19 protein-coding genes are annotated in these 24,004 nt (G+C 52.9%); 10 read left to right on the plus strand and 9 right to left on the minus strand.

Features of this window, described 5'->3' with window-relative positions:
* Positions 1–263 precede the first annotated feature (263 nt).
* On the plus strand, positions 264–4,160 hold the full coding sequence (smc, locus tag JUJ53_RS05525) for a chromosome segregation protein SMC (RefSeq protein ID WP_204150988.1): 3,897 nt from the start codon (positions 264–266) through the stop codon (positions 4,158–4,160).
* A gap of 291 nt (positions 4,161–4,451) precedes the next feature.
* Positions 4,452–5,444, plus strand: coding sequence for a PRC-barrel domain-containing protein (locus JUJ53_RS05530; RefSeq protein WP_204150989.1), 993 nt, complete (start codon positions 4,452–4,454; stop codon positions 5,442–5,444).
* 16 nt (positions 5,445–5,460) lie between these two features.
* On the opposite strand, the gene JUJ53_RS05535 is transcribed toward JUJ53_RS05530, so the two are convergent.
* On the minus strand, positions 5,461–5,709 hold the full coding sequence (locus JUJ53_RS05535) for a hypothetical protein (protein ID WP_204150990.1): 249 nt from the start codon (positions 5,707–5,709) through the stop codon (positions 5,461–5,463).
* A gap of 213 nt (positions 5,710–5,922) precedes the next feature.
* Here JUJ53_RS05535 and JUJ53_RS05540 point away from each other — a divergent pair, with 213 nt between their 5' ends.
* A complete protein-coding gene (locus JUJ53_RS05540) occupies positions 5,923–7,248 on the plus strand; it encodes a glycosyltransferase family 4 protein (protein WP_204150991.1) in 1,326 nt (441 codons plus the stop codon).
* Between the two features lie 132 nt (positions 7,249–7,380).
* Here JUJ53_RS05540 and cobN read toward each other — a convergent pair whose 3' ends face one another.
* Complete coding sequence (gene cobN / locus JUJ53_RS05545; RefSeq protein WP_204150992.1) at positions 7,381–11,124, minus strand: cobaltochelatase subunit CobN; 3,744 nt, start codon at positions 11,122–11,124, stop codon at positions 7,381–7,383.
* A gap of 190 nt (positions 11,125–11,314) precedes the next feature.
* Between cobN and JUJ53_RS05550 the strand changes: the two genes are divergently transcribed.
* The 6 genes from JUJ53_RS05550 to JUJ53_RS05575 all read left to right on the plus strand — a co-directional run bounded on the left by JUJ53_RS05550 (position 11,315) and on the right by JUJ53_RS05575 (position 18,524).
* Positions 11,315–12,904, plus strand: coding sequence for a peptide ligase PGM1-related protein (locus tag JUJ53_RS05550; protein ID WP_204150993.1), 1,590 nt, complete (start codon positions 11,315–11,317; stop codon positions 12,902–12,904).
* Positions 12,905–13,208: 304 nt separating this feature from the next.
* The gene (locus JUJ53_RS05555) at positions 13,209–13,841 is read left to right on the plus strand and encodes a hypothetical protein (RefSeq protein ID WP_204150994.1); all 633 of its coding nucleotides are present in this window, start codon (positions 13,209–13,211) and stop codon (positions 13,839–13,841) included.
* 5 nt (positions 13,842–13,846) lie between these two features.
* A complete protein-coding gene (locus JUJ53_RS05560) occupies positions 13,847–15,277 on the plus strand; it encodes a 7-cyano-7-deazaguanine synthase (RefSeq protein ID WP_204150995.1) in 1,431 nt (476 codons plus the stop codon).
* An 18-nt stretch (positions 15,278–15,295) separates the two neighbouring features.
* Positions 15,296–16,489 (plus strand): XRE family transcriptional regulator, encoded by a 1,194-nt coding sequence (locus tag JUJ53_RS05565; RefSeq protein ID WP_204150996.1) that lies wholly within the window; start codon positions 15,296–15,298, stop codon positions 16,487–16,489.
* An 18-nt stretch (positions 16,490–16,507) separates the two neighbouring features.
* Positions 16,508–17,059 (plus strand): hypothetical protein, encoded by a 552-nt coding sequence (locus JUJ53_RS05570; protein ID WP_204150997.1) that lies wholly within the window; start codon positions 16,508–16,510, stop codon positions 17,057–17,059.
* Between the two features lie 391 nt (positions 17,060–17,450).
* Positions 17,451–18,524, plus strand: a complete 1,074-nt coding sequence (locus JUJ53_RS05575) for a YegS/Rv2252/BmrU family lipid kinase (RefSeq protein ID WP_204150998.1) — start codon at positions 17,451–17,453, stop codon at positions 18,522–18,524.
* On the opposite strand, the gene JUJ53_RS05580 is transcribed toward JUJ53_RS05575, so the two are convergent.
* The 4 genes from JUJ53_RS05580 to JUJ53_RS25020 all read right to left on the minus strand — a co-directional run bounded on the left by JUJ53_RS05580 (position 18,480) and on the right by JUJ53_RS25020 (position 20,566).
* On the minus strand, positions 18,480–19,190 hold the full coding sequence (locus JUJ53_RS05580) for a phosphatase PAP2 family protein (RefSeq protein WP_204150999.1): 711 nt from the start codon (positions 19,188–19,190) through the stop codon (positions 18,480–18,482). The two genes, JUJ53_RS05575 and JUJ53_RS05580, sit on opposite strands and share 45 nt — an antisense overlap.
* Positions 19,191–19,634: 444 nt before the next feature.
* On the minus strand, positions 19,635–19,832 hold the full coding sequence (locus JUJ53_RS05585) for a hypothetical protein (protein ID WP_204151000.1): 198 nt from the start codon (positions 19,830–19,832) through the stop codon (positions 19,635–19,637).
* A 2-nt stretch (positions 19,833–19,834) separates the two neighbouring features.
* The gene (locus tag JUJ53_RS05590; protein ID WP_204151001.1) at positions 19,835–20,308 is read right to left on the minus strand and encodes a type II toxin-antitoxin system VapC family toxin; all 474 of its coding nucleotides are present in this window, start codon (positions 20,306–20,308) and stop codon (positions 19,835–19,837) included.
* A 126-nt stretch (positions 20,309–20,434) separates the two neighbouring features.
* Positions 20,435–20,566 (minus strand): hypothetical protein, encoded by a 132-nt coding sequence (locus JUJ53_RS25020; protein WP_275415727.1) that lies wholly within the window; start codon positions 20,564–20,566, stop codon positions 20,435–20,437.
* A 53-nt stretch (positions 20,567–20,619) separates the two neighbouring features.
* On the opposite strand from JUJ53_RS25020, the gene pyrC reads away from it, so the two are divergent.
* Positions 20,620–21,648 (plus strand): dihydroorotase, encoded by a 1,029-nt coding sequence (gene pyrC, locus JUJ53_RS05595; protein WP_204151002.1) that lies wholly within the window; start codon positions 20,620–20,622, stop codon positions 21,646–21,648.
* A 163-nt stretch (positions 21,649–21,811) separates the two neighbouring features.
* On the opposite strand, the gene JUJ53_RS05600 is transcribed toward pyrC, so the two are convergent.
* From JUJ53_RS05600 to JUJ53_RS05610, 3 genes are all read right to left on the minus strand, one after another.
* Entirely contained in the window at positions 21,812–22,390 is a 579-nt protein-coding gene (locus JUJ53_RS05600; protein ID WP_204151003.1) for a Uma2 family endonuclease, read from the minus strand.
* A gap of 405 nt (positions 22,391–22,795) precedes the next feature.
* Positions 22,796–23,104, minus strand: a complete 309-nt coding sequence (locus JUJ53_RS05605) for a DUF2442 domain-containing protein (RefSeq protein WP_204151004.1) — start codon at positions 23,102–23,104, stop codon at positions 22,796–22,798.
* 231 nt (positions 23,105–23,335) lie between these two features.
* The gene (locus tag JUJ53_RS05610) at positions 23,336–23,560 is read right to left on the minus strand and encodes a DUF433 domain-containing protein (protein ID WP_204151005.1); all 225 of its coding nucleotides are present in this window, start codon (positions 23,558–23,560) and stop codon (positions 23,336–23,338) included.
* Positions 23,561–24,004 lie beyond the last annotated feature (444 nt).

A 24,004-nucleotide genomic window follows, 5' to 3' on the forward strand; every position in this document is an offset into this window, starting at 1 on the left:
GATCTGAACTCGGAATTTATCCATGGGCCTATTATGGCGTTGTGCTCAAAACCTAGGGGTAACCTTTGAGACAATACGCTACATTTAGCGTTAATTTCCAATCATTGCCTATAATGCGACTACGTCACCCATGGGTGTTGCGGCAATCCTAGGTGGATATCAAGCCAGTGCATTAGGATTGAGGCACGGTTGTTGATCCCTCCGTGGGCGACACCTCCATGGATGTAGTATATTCGTACTGAAGCGCATCGCGGCAATCCCTAGTGTTCATTAAGCGGGTTGAACTCTCTCACTTCAAGTCCTTTGGCGGGACAACGGCAGTCCCGTTGCTGCCTGGGTTCACCGTTGTTTCTGGCCCCAATGGGTCGGGAAAATCCAATATTTTGGATGCGCTGCTGTTTGCCCTAGGTTTGTCTGGCTCCAAGGGAATGCGGGCGGAGCGGTTGCCCGATTTGGTTAACCAAAATCATTCGAGCCGCAGTCGCTCTACGGTGGAAGCTAGTGTCACCGTGACGTTTCAGATGGAGCCGGAGGATGCTGTGGGTTCGAGGGCGATCGCTGCCCCGCCAGAATCCCCGCCAGAATCCCCCGATGAAGTGCCTGATGCATCTACAGGGGAGGCACCTGATGCATCTACACCTGATGAGTCTACGGGGGAGGCACCGGAAGCCCAGGGGCTTGATCCAGATCTCAATGGGTCAGAGCTTAATGGATCGGATCCCAATGGGGTAGATCTCAATGAGGCAGATCTCAATGAGACAGGTCTCAATGGGGTAAACCTCAATGGGGTAGATCTTAATGGACATGGGTCGCCCGAGACGCCTCCCGCTCCTGAACCGGATCGCTATGCCTTTGAGGACGAGCCCGATCCGCTGCTGCAGGAAATTTTGGCGACGGGGGAATGGAAGGTGACCCGGAAGCTGCGGGTGACGCCCCAGGGCACCTACACCTCTAACTACTACATCAACGATCAGCCCTGTACCCTCACCCAGCTTCACGACCACCTGCACCGCTTCCACGTGTATCCCGAAGGCTACAACGTTGTTCTGCAGGGGGACGTCACCAGCATTATTTCCATGAACCCTCGGGAACGCCGCGAGATTATTGACGAGCTGGCGGGGGTGGCTGCGTTCGATCGCAAAATTATTCAAGCGACGGGCAAGCTGGACGCGGTGAAGGAGCGGGAGGAGCAGTTTCGCATCGTGGAACGGGAGTTGATTGCCCAGCGCGATCGCCTGGCCCAAGATCGAATTAAGGCGGAGAAGTACCAGGCCCTACGCGCGGAATTTCAGGATAAAAGTCAGTGGGAGGCGGTGCTCCATTGGCGCGATCGCCAACGGCAGGCGGAGCAGCTCCAACAGCAGCTTGAAGCCAGCCATCAAGCCCTAGCTGACTACAGCACCCAGCTCCAGGCTCTGGCGGTGGATATTGCCCAAGCGACGGAGTCCTTGGAGGAGTTGAACCGGCGGGTGAAAGCTCTTGGGGAAGATGAGCAGTTAGGACTACAGGCGACTCTCGCGACGCGGCAGGCAGAACTGCGGCAGCTTCAGCGGCAAGAGCAAGCGTTAATCACGGCTAGCCAAGAGACGGCCACGCAACTGGGCCGCACCCAGCGGGAACTGCATGACCATCGCCAAGCGCTGGAGGCTCTGCAGGCGGATCAGCAAGTTCTCGATACGCAAGAGTTGGTACAGCTACGGCAAGCGCGGGATGCTGCCCAGAAAACCCTAGAGGCGAGTCGTGAGTCGGCCCAGGCGATCGCCTCTGCGTCGGCCGCCTGGATTCAACAGCAAACGGAGTTGCGGCACCGGATTGAATCGCGGCTGCAGGAACTAGAGCCAGGGCGGCGCGAGCAGGCGACGCTACAGGAACGGGTGCATCAACTCCAGCAAAAAAATCAAGAGCATCGGCAAACTCTAGAAGCGATCGCTGGCGATCTGGCCGAGCACCAGCAGCAGCAGGCCAGTCTACAAACCGAGCACCAACAGCAGCGCCAGCAGGTGCAGCAGCGGGCCCAGGCTTTGAGCGCTACCGAGGCCCAACTGAAGCTGCAACAGGAGACTAGCGATCGCCTGCTGCGAGAACAGCGGGATAAACAACGCCAGCTCGATCGCCTAGAAGCCCAGGTGCAGGCGATGCAGGATGCCCATGGAACGGGAGCCACGCGCCTGCTCACCCAAGCTAACTTGCCGGGTATCTGCGGGCTGGTGGCCCAGTTGGGTCGGGTGGAAGCGGAGTATCAACTGGCGCTGGAAATTGCTGCTGGTGGCCGCTTGGGGCATCTGGTGGTGGAAGATGATGGAATAGCCGCAGCGGGGATTGAACTGCTCAAGCAAAAGCGGGCTGGGCGGGCGACGTTTTTGCCGTTGAACAAAATCCGTGCGCCGCGCCTGTCGCCGATCAACCCTGCCCAACAGCCTCGCGGCTTTATTGACTATGCCAGTCGGCTGATTGACTGTGACGATCGCTATCGGGTGGTGTTTGCCCATGTGTTTGGCAATACCGTGGTCTTCTCGAACCTCCAGGATGCCCGCCCCCACATTGGTCGGTACCGCATCGTCACCCTAGATGGAGAATTGCTCGATGCTAGTGGTGCCATGACCGGGGGCAGTACGTCCAGCCGCCAAGGATCCCTGCATTTTGGGGTAGGGGAAACGGGAGAATCGGCGGAGGTGACGGGCCTACGCGATCGCCTCCAGGAAATTGACCACATTCTCGATCGCTGTCAGAAAGAGATTCACCAAGCTAGCGCTAGCCTCAAGTCCCAGTCTCAAGCCTTGATGGATGCTCGACAACTGGAGCGCGAAACCCATCTCAAGGCGGAGCAATTGCAGCAACAGCTTGCCCATCTGGTCGCGCAAGAGGGGCAGGTGCGGGCCCAGTTGTCGCAGCATACGCAAGAACTGAGCCAGGCCCAAACCCGGCTCAAGACCCTGGAGAAGGCATTGCCGCAGCAGGAAGCCGAGGTGGCCCGCGATCGCCAGCAGTTGACGGAGTTGGAACAATCCCAAGCCCATAGCGAATGGCAGCAGGCCCAGACCCTAATTCAGCAGCAGGAAGCAACCCTCAGCGATCGCCAACTGGCCCTGCGCGCCGCCGAACAGCGATGTAGCGAGATGGGCATGCAGCGCCAGCGGCTTCAGGAAAAGATTGAACAGGCTCAGCAGCGGGTGCAGGAGTACCGGCAGCAGCAGACTAGCCAGCTCAGCCAGCGTACCTCCGGCAGCAGCCAGCAGGATGCCCTCAACCGCGAGATTGCGGAGATTCAAACCGCCTTGTCTACCCTAGAACACACCCTATCGGCGGAGAAGCAAGAGCGCGATCGGGTGGAACGGCAATTACGCGATCGCCAAACCCTGCATCAGCAAACGGAGCTGAAACGTCAACATACCCTCGAAACCCAGCAGGCTCGTCAGCAAGACTTGGTGGCCCTGCAGGAGCAACTGGTGGCCCAGCAGGCCGAATTGCCCGATCCTCTGCCGGAGATTCCCGACGAGCTAGGGCTAGAGCAGCTTCAGCAACAGGTGCGATCGCTGCAGCGGCGGATGCAGGCCATGGAGCCGGTAAATATGCTGGCCCTAGAAGAGCACGATCGCACCCAGGGGCGTCTGGATGAACTCAGCCAAAAGCTGTCCACCTTGGCGGAAGAGCGCAGCGAACTGCTGTTGCGCATCGAAAACTTCACCACCCTGCGCCAGCGGGCCTTCAAAGAAGCCTTTGACGCAGTGAATGGCAACTTTCAAACCATTTTTGCTGAACTCTCCGACGGTGATGGCTACCTGCAGCTTGATGATCCCCATGATCCCTTTTCCAGCGGGCTCAATCTAGTCGCCCATCCTAAGGGCAAGCCCGTCCGCCGCCTAGCCTCCATGTCTGGGGGAGAAAAGTCCCTCACTGCCCTCAGCTTCATCTTTGCCCTGCAGCGCTACCGTCCCTCGCCCTTCTACGCCTTTGACGAGGTGGATATGTTCCTCGACGGGGCAAATGTAGAACGATTAGCTAGAATGATTAAACATCAGACTCAACAGGCGCAGTTCATTGTCGTGAGCCTGCGGCGTCCGATGATTGAAGCGGCCCAGCGCACCATTGGGGTGACCCAAGCCCGAGGAGCCTACACGCAGGTTCTGGGTATTGACCTCCAGGGACGAATTTCTGGGTAGCGATCGCCCCTGAGAAGCACCCTGACTCTGTTGGAGCAATCTACTACAATCTGCCAGCCCCCAGCTCAACCCTCCCTAGTCTGCTCGATTCTCTGACCCTACACCTGACGCCGCTGCTCCAGCAGCCATTGATCACCTAGGGGTTGACTAGATTTCCTGGGGCACCGTTGGAACTTTCCCCATCCGGTTTATGATTTGTTCTAGCCGTCGTTAGCGTTACGATTGACGAATCGCTGACACCATTGCTGCCAATTTCGCTCTCTCGACCATTTTCGAGACAAAAATCCACCCATGACTTTTGAACAGTACTGCCAACGAGCCGACCTCCTAGGAACTCAAATTATCACCCGAGACACTGGCAAGCGACTCGGCGTCGTCAGTCAGATCTGGGTAGACATCGATCGTCGTGAAGTTGTGGCCTTTGGCTTACGGGAAAGTGTGTTGTCTGGGGTCTTGTCGAGCACGCAAGAGACCATGCTGTTGAGCAACATCCGCCAAATTGGTGATGTGATTTTGGTCGATGACGACAACGCGGTTGAAGATGCGTTTGATACCGATCCCTACAGCATTCTCATCAATAGCGAAGTGATCACCGAAACCGGCGAACTGCTGGGTAAAGTGCGAGGGTTTAAGTTCAACGTTAATGATGGCAAGGTTGAATCCTTGGTGATTGCGTCCCTAGGCATCCCGCTGATTCCCGATCAAGTGATTAGCACCTATGAACTGTCTATTGAAGAAGTGGTCAGCAGCGGCCCCGATCGCCTGATTGTCTTTGAGGGGGCAGAGGAGAAGATGGTGCAGATGACGGTGGGAGTGCTGGAACGCCTGGGTATTGGTCGTCCCCCTTGGGATCGGGATGTGGATGATTACTACGTGATGCCCACCTCGACCTCCAATCAACTAGGAACGGGTATGCCGGTTGCCCAACCGCTGCAGACGGTGATGCCTACGGCCCGAGAAACCTGGGACGAGGACAACTGGAACGAGCCCCAAGAACGCGTTATGCCTGAACCTCTGCGCCAGGCCGAACCCGAGCCGGTTTACTATCAAGAAGCCAACTGGGGTAATGAGACCTATGAGCAGCAGGTGGCCTATGTGGATGAAGATTATGATGCACCTCCAGGAGCAGCCCCTGCACCCTATCCTGAGGCTCAGTATGAGGACGTAGAGGTGACCGGGGATGCTTGGGCGGATGAAGACAAGCCCAAGCCCTACACGCCGCCCAAGCTCAACCTGCCCGATCGGCAGAAAGTGGCGGAGTATGAAGAGGAAATCGATTACTAGACTTACACATCTATAACTACCCATGCAGCGCTAGAGGAGCGATCGCTTCTCTAGCGCTGCATGGGTAGTTATGGGGAGATGGGAGCGCTGGCGTGATCGTGAGGACATCCTCATCGAAATTTCTTGATGGAACTCCTAGGAATAGTTCATATTTGTCCTGATACTCCGTATATTCCCTAGAAGTAACCCATTGATGCTCTTGACGTAAGGGGTTGGCTAGATGGGTGTTGGAGTAGAGGACGATGTTGGGATTGAAGGCCGCCATAGGTTGTGGTAACGCATGGGCTCTACCTAACGATAGAAGCTCATGCTAGGAAGAACGTTTGATGTAAATGGAACCTTGGGATATTCCCCTACGTCACGTAGCTAGGTTTAAGCCAAAAATAAGTCTTCTGCATTTTCAGGGTGATCCGGGTGTTATTTGCCAATTGAGTCTGCATATTGAATGCAGCCAAATCCACGTAATATTTGGACTCTCATGTGGCATCACTATCATCATGACTTGGACGCTCGTATTCGTCTGCTTATTATTACGCAGTTTTATCCACCCGACTACGCTGCAACGGGTCAACTCATTGAAGAACTAGCGATTAAACTGAGTCAAAAAGAGTTTAAGGTTCACGTCTTCACAGGGCAGCCAGGCTACGCATTTTCTACCGCCTCGGCACCGAAGTATGAACAGATTCATCAGCTTTCGATTCAGCGATCGCAAATTTCTCGATTCTGGTCTCAACGGATTCGCGGTAAAGCCCTGAATGGGCTGTTATTCTGCCTGCGGGCTGTCTTGCATATGGTGCGAGCCGCCATGCACCACGACATTGCTGTGTTGACAACCGCACCGCCTTACTTACCCGTTTTGGGATACTTCGCCCGGCGTCTGTTAGGACTGCGTTATATCTGCCTTGTCTATGATCTATACCCGGACGTTGCGGTACGATTGGGCGTCCTGAAGCCGAATCATCGGCTTACCAACCTTTGGCGCTGGATTAACTGTAAAGTTTGGGGCCAAGCCGAGCAAATTATTGTTCTGAGTTCGACGATTCGAGATCACATTGTTCAGAACTACGGAATTCCTGCCCATCGTATTTCTGTGATTCATAGCTGGTCTGATCCTAACCTGGTTGTACCTCGACCGAAATCAGATAATTGGTTCGCCCAGCGCCATGGCCTCGATCGCACCTTCACGGTTTTGTATTCTGGGAATATGGGACGCTGCCATGATCTGGAAACAGTTATGGCTACAGCAAAACTGCTTCAGCATGAACAGGTACGGTTCGTCTTTGTGGGAGATGGGGCCAAGCGATCGCTCTGTATGCAACTAGCAGAAGACTATGGGCTGCAGAACTGTTTATTCCTGCCCTATCAAGATAAGCAAGATTTGCCCTATTCCCTGACCGCCTGCGATCTGTCGTTAGTGTCTCTCAGTCGCGGCATGGAGGGACTGTTGGCACCCAGTAAGCTCTATGGCTGCCTGGCCGCAGGGCGACCCGTGGCGGTGATTTGTGACGATCGCTCCTATCTCAAAGACTTGGTGACGGAGGCGGAGTGTGGTGAGGCTTTTCAGCAGGGCGATCGCGAAGGGCTAGCGGCGTTTATTCTGCATTTGATGGCCAATCCACAGCGGGTGGAGGCTATGGGGCAGGCGGGACGCACCTACCTAGAGCATCACTTTACGCCAGATATTATTGCCGAGCACTATGCCCAGGTGATTTGCCGCAGTGCCGGGCGATCGCGCCGTCCTCAACTCCTGCCGTCTGCTGCACCACAGCGCCAAGCTGTGCCGGTGTCCGATCGCTTGGATTAGACCCTTGGAATGATGCTTGGAAGGACGCCTAGTACTCTGAAATGGAAGTAACCCGCCTATTTCCTGAGGCAGGAATCCTTGTGTATCCTGGACGTCCTTTTCGTTGTCCTGTCTTCGTTCTTCTATCTTGCACTAGCTCGACTGTTGCTCGATCGCTCCTTCCGCTTGGTTGACAACGGCCCGCAGGCGATCGAGGGTTGCGGGGCTAGGGGATGACCAGAGACGGCGCTGGTGGGCTTCTAGCAACCGTTCGGCCATATCCCGCAGCGCCCAGGGGTTCGCGTCTTGCACCATCTGCTGCACGTCGTCGTCGAAGATATAGGCCTCGGCAACGCCTTGATACATATAGTCCTCGACGCAGTGGGTGGTGGCGGAGTAGGCAAACAGGTAATCCACGGTGGCGGCCATTTCGAAGGCTCCCTTGTAGCCGTGACGCATGACGCCAGCAATCCATTTAGGATTGACCACCCGCGATCGATAGACCCGCGTCAGTTCTTCGGAGAGCGATCGCACCTTGGGGGTTTCGGGGCGAGAATGGTCGCCAAAGTAAAGTTTGGGGGACTGACCCCGCGATCGGGCGGCCACCGTCAGACCGCCCTGGAATTGATAATAATCATCGGAATCGAGCAGGTCATGCTCGCGATTATCTTGGTTGTGCAGCACAATCTGTAGCTGGCTGAGGCGCTGCTCGAAGGCGGCGGGAGCGGAGAGCGCCTGGGGGGCGCGACCGTTGCGGCCGCCGGTGTAGGCGGTGCTGCTCCAGTTGATGTAGGCGCGGGCTAGGTCGTCATCGTCTGACCAATTCTGGGCTTCGATCAGACCCTGAAGACCAGCTCCGTAGGCTCCGGGTTTGGAGCCAAAGATACGATAGCTGGCCCGATCGCTAGCCTGGTCGGCAGTTAGCCCTTGGTCGATCCATGCTTGGGTTTCCTGCTGCACTTGGTCAGCCAGGGGGTTCCACTCTGGGGGTTCATCCAAGGCAGCGATCGCCTGCACGGCTTGGTCAAAGAGCTCGATTAAATTGGGAAAGGCATCGCGGAAAAAGCCGGAAATCCGTAGGGTGACGTCCACGCGCGATCGCCCCAGCACCTCCAAGGGCAAGATTTCAAAATCCACGACGCGCCGGGAGGGGCCGTCCCATACGGGTCGAACTCCAAGTAGAGCCAGGGCCTCCGCTAGGTCATCGCCGCCGGTGCGCATGGTGGAGGTGCTCCAGACGGAGAGGGCTAGGCTGCGGGGATAGTTGCCCTCTTCCTGGGTATAGCGTTCGATCAGGAGTTCGGCGGCGTTGCGACCCACGGCCCAGGCGCTTTCCGTGGGAATGCCGCGAATGTCTACGGAGTAGAAGTTACGGCCGGTCGGCAACACATCTGCCCGGCCGCGGGTGGGTGCACCGGAGGGGCCGCTGGGAATGTAGCCGCCGTCTAGACCGTGGAGCAGGGCGGTAAGTTCTTGGCGGGTATTTTGCAGGTTGGGCAGGAGGTCGGTTTGGATCCAGGTCAGTTCTGGGGCGATCGCTGCTTGGGTCATGGACGGAGGCTGACCGGCTAGGATGGCGTCCACCTGCTGGGCAGCGGCCTGTTCGATCTGTTCAACCGCGTCGCCGACGGTGCGCAGATGGGGACAGTGCTGCTGGGCTAGGCGGCGGCGATCGCTTTCGGATAGTAAGGTTGCTGGATCGTCGGAAAGGGGATCGCAGTCCAGTTCCCAGGCCGTGGCGATCGCGCGGGTGAGGCCGAGACGGTGGCGATCGGGGGAACGGGCGATGGCGATGATCAGATCTCGCAGCAGCCGGCCGCTGGGGCATTGACCGAGAATATGCAGACCATCGCGGATTTGGGCTTCCTTGAGTTCACACAGGTAGCCATCGGTGCGGGTCAGCAGGTCGTTGAACTCCGCTGCTGGGGATCCTGGTAGAGTGGCTAGATCCTGGTTGAGATGGGTGGTCTGGATGAGCGTTTGGATGCGATCGCGAATCACCGGCAGGCGGCTGGGGTCGAGGCTATCGGCTTCGTAATATTCATCAATCAACCGTTCCAGTTGCTGCAGCGGCCCGTAGAGTTCCGCTCGGGTGAGGGGCGGGGTGAGATGGTCAATAATTACCGCCTGGGAGCGCCGCTTGGCCTGGGAGCCTTCCCCCGGATCGTTGACAATAAAGGGATAGAGATGGGGCAGGGCACCGCTGGCCACTTCCGGGTAGCAAGTCTGGGATAGGGCCACACTTTTGCCTGGCAGCCATTCCAAGTTGCCATGCTTGCCCACATGGACGAGGGCCTGGGCCCCAAAGTCGTGACGCAGCCAGTGGTAGAAGGCTAGGTAGGCATGGGGAGGCTCTAGATCCGCAGCGTGGTAGTTCAAGGAGGGGTCGAGGTCATAGCCTCGGGGCGGCTGGATGCCGATAAACACCGATCCAATCTGTAGCCCTGGAATGGGAATCTCCGCCGGCAGGCTTTCTGGAGACGACCAGCGATCGCCCACGCCTTGTTGCACCTCAGGGGGCAGGGTCTGCCAATAGTCTAGGTACACCGACCGGGATAGGGACTGCCGCACCGGCCGTAGATCCCAACCATCGGGGTCATGGGTGACGCCCTGGGTGAGCCACTGCATCAGCTCCTGCCCTGAGGCGGGCAGGGGCTGGACATCATACCCGGCATTGGCTAGAGCCTGGAGAATCTGCACCACGCTTTCCGGTGTATCCAAGCCCACGCCATTGGCCAGGCGACCATCACGGCTGGGATAGTTGGCCAAGATCAAGGCAAGGCGGCGATCGCCCCTAGGCGTATTCCGTAGCCGCACCCAGTTGTCCGCTAGATCCGCGACGAAGTCTAGGCGATCGGGCATGGGTTCATAGCGCACCACATCGGTTTCAAGTTGGGGATGGCGATCTTGCCGCGCCTTAAACGACACTGCTCGGGTAATAATCCGCCCATCCACCTCCGGCAGCGCCACATTCATCGCCACATCCCTGGGCAGTAGCCCCCGCCATTCGCTGTCCCATTGCTCCCGCGTGCCGCTGCTCAAGATCACCTGCAGCACCGGCACATCAAGCGATCGCCATAGGTCTAAATCTATCTCCGCCGCCTCCAGTCGCGCCAGGGAAAAGCCCGTGGTATTCAGCACCAGATCCACAGGCTGCCGCTGCCACTGCTGCCGGATGGCGGTCTGCACCTCCATGTCCCGGAGCGACGACACAAACATCGGCATCGGCTCCAACCCCCGGCGGGCGATCGCTTCACATAGCCCATCGATCACCGCCATATTGCCCGATAGATAATGGGCCCGGTAAAACAGCAGACCCACCCGCGCCGTCGTTGAGGATGGCCCTGCCCAGGCATAGCAGGCCACCTTGGGCACGGGCCGTGGCGGCAGGGGATGGTAGGGGCAATCCAGACCCACCTGGGCCAGGTACTGTAGCGCCTGCACCATATTGTCAATGCCGCCCTCGGTAAAATAGCGCCAAAGCTGGTTGGCGATCGCCAGCGGCACCGTGGACTGATGCATCAAGCCCAAATCTGGACGATCGTCCCCCGGCAACACCAGCAACCGCGCCCCCGTTTGCTCCACCGTTTCCCGCACCACATCCAGACCGTAGGGCCAATAGGCCTGACCCCCCAGCAACCGCACCACAATCACCTGGGCATGGCGCAGCACCGTATCGGCATAAGTATCAATGCTCAACTGCTGCTGAAGATGCAGGAGATTGGCCACCCGCAGGTTGGGAAACTCGTCGGGAAGGTGGGCAATGGCCTGGGCGATCGCTAGAATTTCGGTATCTGCCGCCGTCAGAATCACCATGGGAGCAGGGGTCTGCTCCACGAACATTACCCCCTCCATGCCAGGTGTCCATCCCCCCGGTGTGGCTGCAATTCGGTGCATGTGGCGAACTCGTTCTTCGTGAACAACCTTCCTAGCCTAGCGCTAGATCTGGGCAGATGCGAGACGAGTATTGCACGGGTTCATCGGGGGTATGCGACAATCACCTTGAACTGCAGGGCCATGAGTACAGGAGATTTGCTGACACTGTGCTGCCCTTCTATAGCTATATTCTCCTACCGTATCTCAGCCCATGTATTTGTCATCGACGCAGACCGATTCCTTTCATCAACTTCAGTCAAAACTGCGCGATCGCTGGCAGTCGATTGATCAGTTTGACCGCAACGACTGCGATATTCTCGTGATCCCCTCGGTCACGTTGGATCAACGGGAGCTGCGTAAAATTCGCGGCATTCACTACTACGAAGAACGGCTGTTGTTTTCCCTGATCCGCCTGCGCAACCCCCGCACGCGCCTGATCTACATCACCTCCCAGCCCCTGCATCCCAGCATTGTGGACTATTACCTGCAACTGCTGCCCGGCATTCCCTTCTCCCATGCCCGCAGCCGTCTGCTTTTGCTATCGGTGTATGATTCCTCCTGCCGATCGCTCACCGAGAAAATCTTGGAACGCCCCCGCCTGATGGAACGCATCCGTCAATCCCTGCGCCTCGACCAAGCCTACATGACCTGCTACAACTCCACGGAGTTTGAGCGCGATCTATCGGTGAAGCTGGGCGTGCCCCTGCTGGCCCTCGATCCAGACTTGCTACAGTGGGGTACCAAGAGCGGCAGCCGCCAGATTTTTGCCGAATGTGGCATTCCCCATCCCGCTGGCAGTGACTTAACCTGGACGGTGGAAGACCTAGCGATCGCCACCGCCATCCTCTGGGAGCAGCAGCCCACCCTGCGCCGCATCGTCATCAAGCTCAATGAAGGGTTTTCGGGGGAAGGCAACGCCCTGCTAAATCTCCGAGATCTAGCTACCGTGCGCCCAGGAGATGCCAGCCATGCCCAGCGCGTCGCGGCGATTATTCAGCAGTTTGTCCATCTCAGCTTCCAGTCTGACCAGGAAACCTGGGAGAACTTCAGCAGCCGTATTCCCGAACTGGGAGCGATCGCGGAAGCGTTTATTGAAGGTGACGAAAAGCGATCGCCCAGTGTGCAGGCCCGGATTGTTCCTGATGGTACGGTGGAAGTCTTATCTACCCATGACCAAATTCTAGGCGGCCCCGATGGTCAAATTTTCCTAGGCTGTCGCTTCCCCGCTGATGATGGCTATCGCCGCCAGCTCCAGACTTGGGGCATGAAGGTGGGGCAGGCGCTGGCAGATAAGGGAGCCTTGGAGCGCTTTAGCCTAGACTTCGTGGCAGTCTACCAGCCCGATGCACCGGATGGTGAAGAATGGGCGCTCTATGCGATTGAAATTAACCTACGCAAAGGCGGCACTACCCATCCCTTTATGGCCTTGGCCCTCCTCACCAATGGCACCTACTGCCTAGAGGATGGTCTGTTCTACAGTCGTCAGGGCACACCCAAGTATTATGTTGCTTCAGATAATTTAGAGAGTCCCAAATATCGCGGATTAATGCCCAATGACCTGATGGACATCATTGCCTTCCACCGCCTGAACTTCCGCAGTACGACAGAAACCGGCACGGTGTTCCATCTGATGGGCTGTCTGTCGGAGTTTGGCAAGTTGGGGCTGACCAGCATTGGCAATTCACCGGAGGAAGCTGAAGAACTGTATCAACAGGTGGTGCAAGCTCTAGATGAGGAAACCGCCCGCGATGTCCCTGCCCCTGCCTCAATCCCAGTTCCCTTTATCGGCTGGAGTACGTGATGGCGTTTGTGCATGATGAGGACTAACGGCTAAGCCGAGCAGCGGCAAGCTACCTTAGCACCTCAATAAGGGGATTTGCCCTGTCTGTTCCAGCGTGTTGTTATGCAGCCTAACCCACTTGAGACATAGCTTCATTGTGACTGAACATAATTATCAGGCTTAAACCCCTTCCAGACGGGCTGTTCAGTTGTTCATCGATCTGCTAGCCTGACTTTTTGGTGTAAAAAGCCGTAAAATTGTTGACAATGTCAGAATTGTGGATTAGCCTTGAGATATCAAAGAACTCCGACGGGCGGGGGGTGCCATGCCAGATGGGGATATTGTTCACAGCAGATTGCGACGGCTTTATCAAAAACCGTACAAGTGGCTTTGCGAAGGTACTGCAACCAGTGATGAATGTGCGCGAGCTCTGCTAGAGAAACTCAAGCAAGACATTAAAGCTAAAGGTGATCTCCCCGTTGCTCTCTCTCAAGCAATGGCAGATAGCGTTGCACATATGAGTAGCCATCTTGAAGAAGCTAGAGAAGGTGACTTTGCCAAACTCAGCGTAGAATTCGAAGCTCTAGCTCAGAAAGCAGATGGACGTCTGGATTTGAAAGAACTGACTTTACGGGCAGGCAAAAGTTTGCTCAACGATCTCAGAAATGGGCGAGAAGTAGATATCACTCACATTTCTGAAGCTATTTTTGGGCGGTATATTCATGAGGTTTATGAATCAGAATTTAAAGAACGAATTCCATTGACATTAGAACATCATGCAGGTATTACTCAAGAAACTCTCGAAAAACGAATTGAAGACATGCAATCAAGTATAGGTTCTGGGATTCAAAAATTTGCTCAAAATGCTATCAGGAATCAAAGTGTAGCCAAACTATCTCTGCCCCGACGCCCTTCTCAAAAAGCAATTGATTTAAACGAAGACCTTCTGGCAGTTTAAGCAAAATGAAAAGACGAAATAAACAAGATTCTGGATTTACTTTGCTTTTCGAGCCTGTAATAAGCGGTGGTGGAACTGTCCGCCTACTTGATCACTCCAGAAACCGAGAAAGCAATGTAAAAGTTGCTGTGGATGATAGCGCATTTAGTTATCGAGTACAAAAAGAATTTCCTTCTATAATTGCTGATCTCATTGATCTGGCTATTGCTATTCATGCAGCTGATCGCTTGACCTTTCAAAGTCTAAGACAGCATCAAACTCGGATTCATGTTGTTCTGCCAGCACGTCATCCAGAAATTCTAAATCAAAACTCTTTCCAAGATAAGCTCTCTGATCTTCTAGAATGGGCGACCGGGAGCAGATGGGTATTTGAATTTTCAAAAAGAGTCGATTCGGGACGTGCTGTTGAGCAACAGCCTCTACTTGCGTCTGCTGATCCCTATGTAGGTGAGGTAGCACTTTGGAGTGGTGGACTTGATGCTCTAGCTGGACTTTACATTCGTCTTAAGAAAACCCCCGAAATATCTTTTATGCTATTTGGGACAGGAAGTAATGATAACGCTTATGCACGTCAAGAGCAGGTCTTTCAAGCGCTTCAAACGTCTTTTCCTAATCGGCTAAATCTGTGTAGAGTACCAATCCGTTTTTCTGAAAGTAGTTTGCATACAAAGAATAAAATTTCTCGTGCGAGGGGTATTGTATTCACGTTACTTGGTTCAGCTTGTGCATATCTGATGGGACAGCGGGTTTTACACTTATACGAAAATGGCATTGGTGCAATCAATCTCCCCTATCGGAAATCCGCTGTTGGCCTGGATCATTCCCGTTCAGTTCATCCCTTAACCCTTCTTAGAGTTAGCAATCTGGTATCAGAGTTGGTAGAAGAGGAGTTTAGAGTCCGGAATCCCTTCCTTTTCTGGACAAAAGCTGAGATGTGCCAGCAACTGGCAGAAGATGCAAAGCGTGAATTACCTTCTTTGACTATTTCATGTGATAGCCCACATCGTAAGCAGCCTATCCAGTGTGGCTACTGCTCATCTTGTATATTAAGAAAACAAGCACTTGCGGCTTCACGAGTAAAAGACCAAACTCATTACATCGTGCCTCATGCTACTCGTCCAGTGGGTGATATCAGGTTGTGTTTTCAGCATATGCTGGCGCAAGTTTCTACACTTAAGGGATTGCTGAAATATTCAGAAAATACTGCTACCCAATGGGAGTCTTTGACTAAGAGATTTCCTGAGCTTGACGACATCGTAGATAGGAATCATGAAGTAGAAGGCTTAACATCTCTTGAAATGAGAAAATGTTTAATTCGGCTCTATCAAACCTATGTTTCTGAATGGGATGCTGTAGAACCTCAAATTTCAGGAGATTTCTTGAATCAGGTGAGTGTTCAGCAAGTATCTCAAGATTTCCAGCTTGCTATCCAGTAAGGGTAAAAGGGAAATGATATGGCTACTAACATTCTTGACAATATTGACTTACGAAAATTGGGAGAGCTTCTGCAACAAGCGCGGAAGAAGAGTGGGATGACCCAAGCAGATGCTGCCAAGGTCATCGACGCTGCACGCACTACCATTGTTGCCATTGAAAAGGGAGAGCGGCGTCTCAAGCCGAATGAGTTAATCAAATTAGCTCGTGCTTACGGACGAGCTATCAGCGATTTCGTTCGCTCTACTCCTGTTACTGAGCCATTTGAAGTTCAGTTTCGCGCTGCTTATCAACGAAATAAACAAGAAGAAGAACAAATAGGCCCAGTTATCCAGCGCTTTGAGGAACTGTGCCACAACTACTTGGAGCTTGAGAAGATCATGGATGCTCCAATTGCTCGTAACTATCCTCAGGAATATAGCGTGAACAATATGCCGATAGAAGCGGCGGCGGAAAGTATTGCTATCGCAGAGCGTCAACGGCTTGGACTAGGAGATGGCCCAATCCCAATGCTGCGAGACATCTTGGAGCAAAGTGTAGGGATTAAGGTGTTCTACCTAAACATGCCAGCAAAATATTCAGAAATTTACAGCTATGATGAACAACTCGGTGGCTGTATAGCAATAAATCTGAGTCACTACGAGGAACGACGGCGTTGGTCGATGGCTCATGGCTATCTCCATTTTCTTGCGCATAGACGAAAGCCTGTTGTTGATTTTGAAGGACAATACAAAAAAAATCCAGAGAGTGAACGATTAGCCGAAGCTTTTCCAAAGTATTTTCTAATGCCCACAAGTGGCTTGCTGAGTCGATTTAATGATATGTATCGAACTCATGGTAAGTTTACTCCAACAAATTTGTTTACTCTTGCCCATTATTATGGGGTGTCTATAGAAGCCCTTGTTTATCGGTTAGAAGATATGGAACTTCTTCCGTCAGGAACTTGGGATCGTTTGCGTGATCGAGGATTAAAGGTTAGAAAAGTACAGCAAGAACTAGGTTTAGAAGAGATCGAGCATCGGGCTGACATACTCCCTATTCACTATCAACACCTTGCTATTGAAGCTTTGGAGCAAGGACTTATCACTGAAGGACGCTTTGCAGATTTCCTTGGTGTTGATCGGTTAGAAGCTCGACGCATAGCAGAAGCATTACGTGAACATTCTAGCGGGATGCTTGAAGAATCTGCTTATCTAGATTTGCGTCAGGCGTAGGACACTGGGAGACAAATTATGGAAATCAAACACTCCCATATAGTTCTTGATGCCTGTTGTGTCTTGAACTTCTGTGCTTCTGGGCATTTGATCGAGATCATACAGTCCCTGCCAGCTCAAGTCGTAGTCACTGAAGTTGTTAGAGAAAGAGAATTGCTGACTCTCCAACGCTTAGTAGACGAGAGTAATGAGGATACAAATCAGTTTGAAGCAGCTATGGAAAAGGGGCTACTTGCAGTTACAGATTTTAACTCTGAGAGCGAGGAAGAAACTTTTGTAAACTATGTTTTTGAACTGGGAGATGATGGTGAATCAGCAAGCTGCGCAATTGCGGTTCACCGAGAGTGGGCGATCGCTACCGATGATAAGAAAGCAATTTCCTTTTTTCAACGGGAAGCACCCAATCTGCAAATCCTATCAACTTTAGCAATAGTCAAGCATTGGTCAGAGGTAGCGAATGTTTCTTCTGCTACTTTACAATCTGTGCTTACTGCTATACGAATCAGAGGACGCTACGTACCACACCGTCACCATCCTTTACTAGTTTGGTGGGAAAAGATGATGCGATGATCTCGAAACCACAAGTAAGTTCATCTGGTTATCTGTCATTAGCTTGCGTGGCTGTATAACAACTTATTAGATCGATCCAATCTGCCTATATGCCTCCTAATAGGTGAATAGGCAGATTATTTGCTGCCTATTTATCCTCTGGGGTTAGATAGGCTGCGAGTAATCTACACAATAGCCCTTTCTGGGATAGATAGACAGCAAAGATCCGTATATCTTCCATTTTGTTGTTAAGAGTACATACGTCTTGTTGATGTTGTATTTGATGCCTGTCTGTAGAGTTGTTATGGAGCATCGTCGCCCTTAGCCGATTGAACTAAGCGTTGCAACGCCAGCTCATGGACTATGTCCTGCTGCTCTGTGTTGAAGAGGGACTATCGGGGTTCGTCATGATGTGACCCGTGTTTCAGCGATCGCTCCTCTATCCACCCAACTATCTAATCCCCAAGGGGGGGGCGGTTTTAGACGACGTGGACTTAAAATTCTAGGAATGAATATCGTCCTGATTGTCAATCCTACCTCTGGCCCCGACAACAATGCTCAGCTCTTGCCGAGTCTGATTGCCGCTTTAAAAAAGCAGGGCATTGACGCCGAGATCTGCATCACCAACCCCGAGGAAGACGGTCAGGGGCTGGCTGCCGCTGCGGCCAAGGCCGGGGCCGACTTGGTGATTGTTGCCGGGGGCGATGGCACGATTGAAGCCGTGGCGCGGGGGTTGGTGCATACTCAGACAGCCCTAGGCATCATCCCCCAAGGTACCCGCAACAACATTGCCGCCAGCCTCAACATTCCCACCGACCTCGATCAGGCGGTGCAGGTGTTGAAAGCGGGCGATCGCCGATTGTTTGATATGGGAAAAGCCAACCATCACTACTTTATGGAAGTGGTCGGCATCGGCCTAGAGGCGACCCTGTTTCCCCATGGAGACAGCGTTAAAGAGGGCATGAAAAGCAACCTCTGGACGGCGATCAAAAGCTTCTGCTTAGCGATCAAAACCTTCTTTCAATTCAAACACCACGGCCTTGTGTTGCGCTTTGACGGACGCAAGATCTATCTCCGTACCCTGCAGGTCAACGTTTGCAACAGCTCCCGCTACGGAGTGGAATTTTCCTTAGCACCCCACGCCCAAATGGATGATGGCAAGCTGGATTTGATCTACATGGATAAACCGTCCAAGTGGGAGCATCTGCGTCAGTTCTTTGCCGCCATGCGCGGGAAACATTTGCCCCATGCTCGGCTCAGACTATACCAGACCACGGCCGTTGAGGTCAGCAGCTACCGTCCCCTCGATGTCCACGCCGACGGCGAGTGCATTGGCACCACCCCAGTCATGGTGGAAATCGTGCCCCAAGCGATCGCCATCTGCGTCCCGCCTCCCACGTTGCTAGAGGCTTTTGCCCCAGAGATTGTCCTAGAGACCACGTCAGAGTCCGCTGATGCGGGACAAGCCACTCAGGCAAGCCCCTAGCCAGATGCCCCCGGCCAGCCAGCCACTAAGCACATCCGTGGGCCAGTGAACCCCGAGATAGAGACGGCTGAGACCCACCCCCACGGTAACCGCTGCTGCCACTGGAATCGTGACCCCCAGGGACAGGCCGAAGTAGGCGCTGAGATTGGCTGCCAACAGACCATAGAATGAAATGGCGCTCATGGAGTGTCCACTGGGGAAGCTGTAGTCCACCGGGCGCTTAGCAGATTCCCACAGATTGGGCCGCTGCCGCTGAAAGAACGATTTAAAGACGCCGTTGAGTAGCCACGAACCGCATAGCCCCAAGGTTAGGATCAGCGCTGCGGCCGCCTCACCGCGATAGATCAGCACCCCGCCGATCCCCACTAGCAGGGGAATCGTCACTTCTCCTTGGGCTAAATAGGTAACGACGGTGACCAGGCGATCGCGGGCCGGGCTGGCCAGCTCGTTTAGGGTCAATAGGCATAGTTCTTCTATGGGGCGTAGCTGATCGACCAGCCAAACGCGGCCCAAAACGGCCCCTAGGGTCAACATGGTGGCCCCGGCCAATAGTCCAGCCAGGCAGTAGGGCAAGAATGCAATCAACGCCTGGCCCAGCCAGTACATGCGAGGGCTGAGCCCGTCTATAGAGAGTTCCGCCAGTAGCGCGGAGGGAGTAACTAACATTCAGAAAATTGATATGTGGAACATGAACACTCAGGATAGTCGTAGTCAGTCATCGACCTAAGCTCAGGACCAAAAGCTCGGCTTAGACATCATAAAATCTCCCGAAGAAAGCAGCACGTGCAGGTGCCTGTCTTAACTCAGTTATAAAACGACTGCCCCCGCCTTGAATCACCCCCCAGGCAGGCATAGGTCTCTTTCGGTACAAACTTGTCGCCTCTGTATACTTTTCTTGGGCAAGCGGCTCTGTAAATGGACATACCTGAATGGATTACCTATTGACTGTAGCGCCACCCGTGACCCAGCTTAATGACGTAGATCTGCTGGCCGGTTGAGCGATCGCCCCCTAATCTGATGACAACTACGCAACCGAAACCGCAATGGTAAGCAAGCTCCCTCTCGTCTACCTGCTCGGTGCAACGACGATCGCGGCAATGATGTGCAAACTCAAACGGTTGGTTGCACGGTGTTGTTGGGCTGCCGGCGCTGACGAGGTTGTTTTAATGGACTGGAAATGATTTGTCTACCACTTGCAGCTTGCTTTCGTCGTAAATCATCGCAAATTGCCTGCAAATCGTAGTTGAAAGCTTTGGCATGTTCTTCTCGAATGGTATGAATTTCTTCAAGGATTTCATCGCTCCACATAGTCACTCTCCCATCAGTTCGTAGGGCGTGCAGATCGTTGGTAGTTCATATCCAGCATCAAGGCTAATCTGGAGCAACTTTTTCTGAATTTGAGCATTCGCGATATGCCTACAGTTCCAGGTTAACAGATAGTCCAATCCATAAACGGTTGCTGCTGCAATGTGAAGAGCATCATCTGAGGCTTTGGGTGGGAGATTGCTGTTACTCAAAAACTGCACGGCCAAATCTTGAACAGCTTGATTGATTTCGAGCAAGGGGAAGTCACGGAGGATTTTGAGGCGGCGACTGGCCATCTCGCCATCTCCTCGTGCTACCTCATCTAAAACCACTTGAGAAATATAGAGCATAAACTGAGAGCGACGACCATCCCACCATTGCCGAGTCGTCTCCATGTTAGCCATCAAAATCAGGTTATTACTGGATCTAGCAGTCAGATAACCGATGATACTCGTCTCAACATAGATGGTTTCGCTCATGTGGGATTCAAAAATCGGGCGTTGCTGAATAGTAGTACAATCCTGCAAAATTTTGCATGGAATTTCAAGTCTTTCAGCTAGAGGCTTGTCTCCTGATTCAGCAATGCTGTTGGTCTTGGTTCACGATCAAAAACACCCGAGGGTCTGGATATAGCGATCGCCCCCCAACGTCACCCCCACCAGTTGAAGTAGATCTGCTGGTCGGGTGAGCGATCGCCCCCCATCACAACCGACAAACGTTCGACAGTGGGTGTGCATGAACGTCGTTAGCGTATGTCTTGCGAAAGCCCTTGTAGTTTTATAATTGAAGCATGCAAAAGCTCACGATCACCCGACCTGATGACTGGCATCTCCATCTACGCGACGGCGCGGCATTGAAAGCAGTTCTGCCGCATACGGTGCGTCAGTTTGCTCGCGCCATTATCATGCCAAATTTAAAGCCTCCCGTACGCTCGGTCGCTGATGCAGCAGCCTACCGCGATCGCATCCTTGCAGCCGTTCCAGAGGGGCAACAGTTTGAGCCCCTGATGACCCTTTACCTCACCGACAACACCAGCCCCGAAGACATCATCGCGGCGAAAGCCTCTCAGTTCGTCAAAGCAGTCAAGTACTATCCAGCCGGGGCAACGACCAATTCAGACCTAGGGGTGACGGACATTCGCAAGTGCGATCGCGTCTTTGAAGCGATGCAGCAGGTAGACCTGCCCTTACTCCTGCACGGCGAAGTGACCGATCACGGCGTAGATATGTTCGATCGCGAGAAGGTATTTATCGAGCGACATTTGATCCCGCTCAAGCAACGATTTCCCAACCTGCGCATCGTTTTTGAACACATTACCACCTCCGATGCGGTGCAGTATGTCTTATCTGCCAACAATATTGCTGCAACCATTACGCCCCAACATCTGTTATTCAACCGCAATAGCCTGTTTCAGGGTGGTATTTCCCCCCATTTTTATTGCCTGCCCATTTTAAAGCGAGAGGAGCATCGATCCGCTCTCTTGCAAGCAGCAACCTCCGGTAATCCTAAGTTTTTCCTGGGCACCGACAGCGCCCCCCATACTCGGGATAGTAAAGAAAGTTCCTGCGGCTGTGCAGGTTGTTATTCAGCTCTCCATGCAATGGAGTTGTATACAGAAGCATTTGAGAGTGTTGATGCCCTTGATAAACTTGAAGCGTTCGCTAGCTTTTATGGGCCAGATTTTTATCAACTTCCACGCAATACTGAACAGATTACGTTGACCAAAACGACTTGGCGTGTCCCCAATGAAGTGCCATTTACGGAATCTGCCCTTGTACCCTTGCGGGCAGGTCAAGATATGACGTGGCAACTGGCTTGATCCCAGCAGCATCGCAAAACGAACTGTTTTAGCGCAGGCTAACGATGACGTTATGCGGCGGCAAACAAGCTCGAACTCCCATGTGCTGTCACCATGAAACTGTCAGAGGAGCTATCGCCTTTGGGAATGTGCTGAAGTATTGTAGCGATCGCCCTCACTGCTTTTAGGCATCAATATCAATGTTTTCATAGAGATCCATGATTTGGATTTGAGCTTCAAATACAGGTAAAGATAATATAGTAGCTGGATCATCGTATTCTGATAGCAACCATTGATGGGCAGCCGTTTTAACGTAGTGTTCTACGTGGATCTTGTACTGATCAATCAGAAGATATTCACGGAAGCTTTCAACGGTACGGTAAGCAGAAAACTTCTCGCCGTGATCGTAATCTTGGGTTGATTTGGATAGCACTTCGGCAATGAAGCAGGGATTTGTCACGGTATCGGTACGCCCAGGCTGAAGCTGTAAGGGTTTTTCGACTACCACGACATCTGGGTAGGTATAAAGATTGCTATCGGGAATCCACAGCCGTTGATCAGCTCCGAAGATCCGGTAGGGCTTGCCTCGTAATGCAGATTTGAGTAGGGCGGCGAGATTAATGGCTAATTCGTTGTGGTCAGGGGTGCCGCCGGTCATGAGTCGAATTTCTCCGTTCACATATTCATGACGTCCTTCCGAAGCAACTTCAAGTTCTAGGTATTCGTCACGGGTGTACGTTCGTTGTTCAAGAGCCGGTGTCATAGCATTGAATCTCTCGGGTGCTTAACAGTACTAGCGCTGACTAAGGCAAGGCGATCGCTTGCGGATAATGTGACAGCTTCTTCCTTTACGTCTTGCTGTAACATAGACACCTCTTAGAGTCGGATCGTTTTGGTTCTATTAGAAATAATTATAGCCTTGGCGATTAGGGTGATGGTGGAGTCTAAGAAAACCTGAGTGTGGGTTTGGCTAGAGCTGGATGTAGAGAGTGGTGAAGGTATGGGAGAGGCGATCGCTCCTGGGAATTTGCTGACGTGTTGGGGGCGATCGCTTCTAGGGATTTACTGCCAGTATGGCACACAGACGCTTGGTGGGCGTAGATGTTGCTTTCTACACGCTATCGAGGGGTGGGGAAGAAGGGCGGTCAAGGGCTTGTGTAGCGACTAGCTAGACCTTTGCAACCCGACTGTTTAGCCACCGCTGAAGCGATGTTTGGCTTTCTCCTGATGGTTGACCAAGGATCAGGTTTTTGATGCTAATGTCTTCGTCAAGCTGATTCCAGTGGATTCCGTTGCCGCCAGCAATGAGGCGATAGTCATTACGTTCCTCGATTGCACCATGCAAGAGGCGAGGATACCATGCTAGCGGGACAGATATGGTACGTCCATCAGATAAATCTACAGAAAGGGTGTCATCTGTAATCGTAACGTGCTGAATTGTTGGCATCTCAGACAGTTCAATCGTTAAAGAAGTCATTCCAGCCTACTAGCAATTGCTCTTGATGTTCTTCAACCAGGTTTTGAATGCGCTTGATTTCTGTGCGACTAAACTCTCTCGCTCTAGGAAAAAAGCAAGGTGCTGTAGCGATCGCTCTCGGGAATGTGTTGAAGTATTGTAGCGATCGCCCTACCTAACCTAACGACAACTACGCAACCGAAAAGGCAATGACAAACATGTAATCTGAGAGATTTTCATCCAAGAGTAGTTTCACAGCGACGCCACAAACAACTTTTTATCGCGATCGGCTGCAAAAGCAAGGCAAGCTTTAATATCTTCTGAGGTAAGTTCTGAGAAATCCTCCAGAATTTCTGCCTCAGTCATTCCACCTGCCAGATATTCTAAAATGTCGTAGACGGTAATCCGCATTCCTCGAATACAGGGCTTGCCACTGCGTTTTCCAGGCTCAATCGTAATGATGTCTTGATAGTCCATAATATGACAACGGATAGAAATCTTCGACTCGCACCAATTATATCGTTAATAATCAGGAGGGTGTTGAAATCTACCGATGACCCAATTGATCTCCTGAGCGATCGCCCGCCCAATACCACTCCCACTACTCCCACTAGTTGAAGTAGATGTGTTGCTTGGTTGAGCGATCGCCCTCCCCAAACTAATGACAACTACGCAAACAAAAAAGCAATGGCAAGTCTTGAGAAATGGGTGAGGTGTGGTAGCGATCGCTCCTGGGAATTTGCTGACGTGTTGAAGCAATTGCCCCATCCAAACTGACGATAACTACACCGAAAATGGATGGGACGCAAGTACTCTCTCTTTCACCCAGCAATTCTCAGTATGAACATCTTGCATGAGCTTATTGAGAACAGTGTCAATAGATTGGTTGAAAAAGCTCATTCTTTCGTTCAGGATTCGACA

The sequence above is a fragment of the Leptolyngbya sp. CCY15150 genome (genome assembly GCF_016888135.1).
Lineage (GTDB): Bacteria > Cyanobacteriota > Cyanobacteriia > RECH01 > RECH01 > RECH01.